At 71.2% G+C, this 3,459-nt stretch carries 3 protein-coding genes; all 3 read right to left on the bottom strand.

Features of this window, described 5'->3' with window-relative positions; translation table 11 throughout:
• The coding region (locus FJM51_RS22975) for an FAD-dependent oxidoreductase (RefSeq protein ID WP_140456426.1) at nt 1-1,880 on the bottom strand (1,880 nt) is incomplete at its 3' end.
• Nucleotides 1,877-2,179: a sarcosine oxidase subunit delta gene (locus FJM51_RS22970; protein ID WP_140456425.1), complete on the bottom strand. Its 303-nt coding sequence runs from the start codon at nt 2,177-2,179 to the stop codon at nt 1,877-1,879. The genes FJM51_RS22970 and FJM51_RS22975, both read right to left, overlap by 4 nt.
• 13 nt (nt 2,180-2,192) lie before the next feature.
• Entirely contained in the window at nt 2,193-3,446 is a 1,254-nt protein-coding gene (locus FJM51_RS22965) for a sarcosine oxidase subunit beta family protein (RefSeq protein WP_140456424.1), read from the bottom strand.
• Nucleotides 3,447-3,459 lie beyond the last annotated feature (13 nt).

The following is a 3,459-nucleotide window of genomic DNA, read 5'->3' as shown; positions in this document are numbered from 1 at the left end:
CATTTGGCCTCGGCCCAGCCGTCGATCGGCGTCTTGCGCGTGACCTCGAAGGTCTCGCCCTGGTGGTAGCCGGCGAAGGCGCCGAAGGTGGTCGGCGAATAGGGCGGGCGGAAGGTGGTGAGCCCGACCTGGGGCGGCGCCTTGCCGAGCGCGTCGGCGGCGATCATCAGCCCGTTGATGTTGGACATCTTGCCCTGGTCGGTCGCCATGCCGTTCGTCGTGTAGCGCTTCACGTGCTCGATCGAGCGCATCCCCTCGCGCACGGCGAGGCGGATGTCCTTCGCGGTCACGTCGTTCTGGAAGTCGATGAAGGCCTTGGCCGAGGCCGGGTTCCGGTCGGTCGGCAGTTCCCTCAGCGTGACGCCGGCGCCCGCGCGGTCCGAGGCGACGGCGTGGGCGCGCGGCGTCGGCGCGGCGCGTCCGATGTCGCGCGCGGCCTTCGCGCCGGCCTCGGCGCCGTCGTCGAGCGCGGCGGCGATGCCCCAGAGGCCCCGGCCCGCGCCGGCGATCTCGACCGCCTCGCTCTTCTTGCCGGGCAGGAAGGCGCGCAGGTCCTCGTCCCAGGCGAGCGAGCCCTTGGTGTGGCTGAAGAGATGCAGGCAGGGCGTCCAGCCGCCGCACATCAGCAGCGCGTCGCAGGCGAGCGCGCGCGCCGCGCCGGCCTTGCCGTTCTCGACGCGGTTGACGCGGACCGACTTCACCCGGAGCCGGCCCGAGGTGCCGGTGACGGTGTGGCCCGTGAGCGTCTCGATCCCGAGCGCGCGGGCGCGGTCGGTCAGGAGCGCGTCGACCGCCGGGCGCACGTCGATGATCGCGACCGGCTTCACGCCCGCGGCCGCGAGGTCGAAGGCGGTGGCCCAGGCGCTGTCATGCGCGGTGACGATGGCCGGGCGGTCGCCGACCTTCACGCCGAAGCGGTGCAGGAAGGTCTGCGCGGCGCCGGCCAGCATCACGCCGGGACGGTCGTTGCCGTCGAAGACCAGCGGCTTCTCGAGCGCGCCCTGGGCGAGCACGACATGGCCCGCGCGCACCTTCCAGAGCCGCTCGCGCGGCGCGCCGGCGGGCACCTCGGCGAGATGGTCGGTCAGGCGCTGCGCGAGGCCGATCAGGTTCTGGTGGTAGTAGCCGATCGCGGTGGTGCGCGGCATCACCGTGACGTTCGGCAGCGTCGCGAGCTCGGCCAGCGCCGCCTCGAGCCAGTCCCAGGCCGGCTTGCCGTCGATCGCCACGCCGGGCTCGGAGAGCAGCGCGCCGCCCGGCTCGGAATTCTCGTCCACCAGCATGACCGAGGCGCCCGCGCGCCCGGCCTCGAGCGCGGCGGCGAGACCCGCCGGCCCCGCGCCGACGACGAGCACATCCACGTGGCCGAAGCGGCTCGCGTAACGGTCGGCGTCGGATTCGGTCGGCGAGACGCCGAGACCGGCGGCGTTGCGGATCACCGGCTCGTAGACGCGGTCCCAGAAGGCGCGCGGCCACATGAAGGTCTTGTAGTAGAACCCGGCCGAGAACAGCGAGCCGAGGTTGTCGTTGATCGCGCCCATGTCGAAGGCGAGGCTCGGCCAGCGGTTCTGGCTCGTCGCCTCCAGCCCGTCGCGGAGTTCCTGGATCGTCGCGCGGGTGTTGGGCTCGAACCGGCCGGGGCCGCGCCGCGTGCCCATCAGCGCGTTCGGCTCGTCCGATCCGGCGGAGACGACGCCGCGCGGGCGGTGATACTTGAACGACCGGCCCATCAGATGCACGCCGTTCGCGAGCAGCGCCGAGGCGAGCGTGTCGCCGGCGAGGCCCTGGTAGGACCTGCCGTCGAAGGTGAAGCTGACCGGGCGGGCGTGGTCGACGCGGCCGCGGTTCGGAAGGCGCCAGGAAGCACTCTTGCTCGTCATTTGCCCTCTCCGGTCAGGGTGGCGGGATCGGGGCGGGGCTCACCCGCCTTGTAGGTCGCGAGGAACTTGTCGCCCACGGTCTCGCGCGCCGCGTTGAAGAAGCGCGCGCAGCCGTTGATGTGGCGCCAGCGCTCGAAATGCACCCCCTTCGGGTTGGTGCGGATGTAGAGGAAGTCGCGCCATTCCTCGTCGGAGAGCGCCATCGGATCGGCGGGCCGGGCGATATGCGCCTCGCCCTCGTAGGCGAATTCGAGCTCGGGCAGGTCCTGCTCGCAATGGGGGCAGCGGATCAGCAGCATGTCGGTCTCTCCCCTAGTGCGCGACGGCGGCGGCGGCGGCTTCGTCGATCAGCCGGCCGGTGGTGAAACGTTCGAGGGTGAAGGGCGCGTTGATCGGGTGCGGCTCGTCCTTCGCGACCGTGTGCGCGAGCACATGCGCCGCGCCGGGCGTCGCCTTGAACCCGCCGGTGCCCCAGCCGCAGTTGACGTAGAGCCCCGGAACCGGCGTCTTGCCGAGGATCGCCGAGCGGTCCGGCGTCACGTCGACGATGCCGCCCCATTTGCGGAGCATCCGCATCCGGCGGAAGATCGGGAAGATCTCGCAGATCGCCGCCAGCGTGTGCTCGATCAGCGGCAACCCGCCGCGCTGCGAATAGCTCACGTACTGGTCGGTGCCCGAGCCGATCACCAGCTCGCCCTTGTCGGACTGGCTGATGTAGGCGTGCACCGCGTTCGACATCACGACGCAGGGGAAGATCGGCTTGATCGGCTCGGAGACCAGCGCCTGCAGCGGATAGCTCTCGAGCGGCAGCCGCACGCCCGCGCTCTCCATCACCACCGAGGTATGGCCCGCCGCCGAGACCGCGACCTTCTTCGCCGCGATGAATCCCTTCGCGGTCTCGACGCCGGTCACGCGCCCGTCGGGGCCGCGGCGGATCGCGGTGACCGGGCAGTTCTGGATGATGTCGACGCCGCGCGCCGCCGCGCCGCGCGCATAGCCCCAGGCGACCGCGTCGTGGCGCGCCGTGCCCGCGCGCCGCTGCAGCGCCGCGCCGACCACCGGATAGCGCGCGGTCGGGCTGAGGTCGATCGGCGGGCAGAAGACCTTCGCCTCCTTCGCCGAGAGCCACTGGTTGTCGACGCCGTTCAGCCGGTTCGAATGCACGTGGCGCTGGAAGGACTGCACGTCGTGGACGTTGTGCGCGAGCATCAGCACGCCGCGCTTCGAGAACATGACGTTGTAGTTCAGCTCCTGGGAGAGGTTCTCCCAGAGGTCGAGCGCGTGGTCGAAGAGCCGCGCGCTCTCGTCATAGAGGTAGTTCGAGCGGATGATCGTCGTGTTGCGCCCGGTGTTGCCGCCGCCGAGCCAGCCCTTGTCGATCACCGCGACATTGGTGATCCCGTGCTCCTTCGCGAGATAATACGCCGCGCCGAGCCCGTGCCCGCCCGCCCCGACGATCACCACGTCATACGCCGCCTTCGGCTGCGCGTCCGGCCATTGCGGCGTCCAGTTCTTCTGGCCCGTCAGCGCGCCCCTGACGACCTGGGCGAAGGAAAAATGCGTCATGGGCCGGGCCTCC

It is taken from the genome of Amaricoccus solimangrovi (genome assembly GCF_006385685.1).
GTDB lineage: Bacteria > Pseudomonadota > Alphaproteobacteria > Rhodobacterales > Rhodobacteraceae > Amaricoccus > Amaricoccus solimangrovi.
The sequence above is the reverse complement of the archived record's forward strand: the minus strand, read 5'-3'. Positions and strand labels throughout refer to the sequence as shown.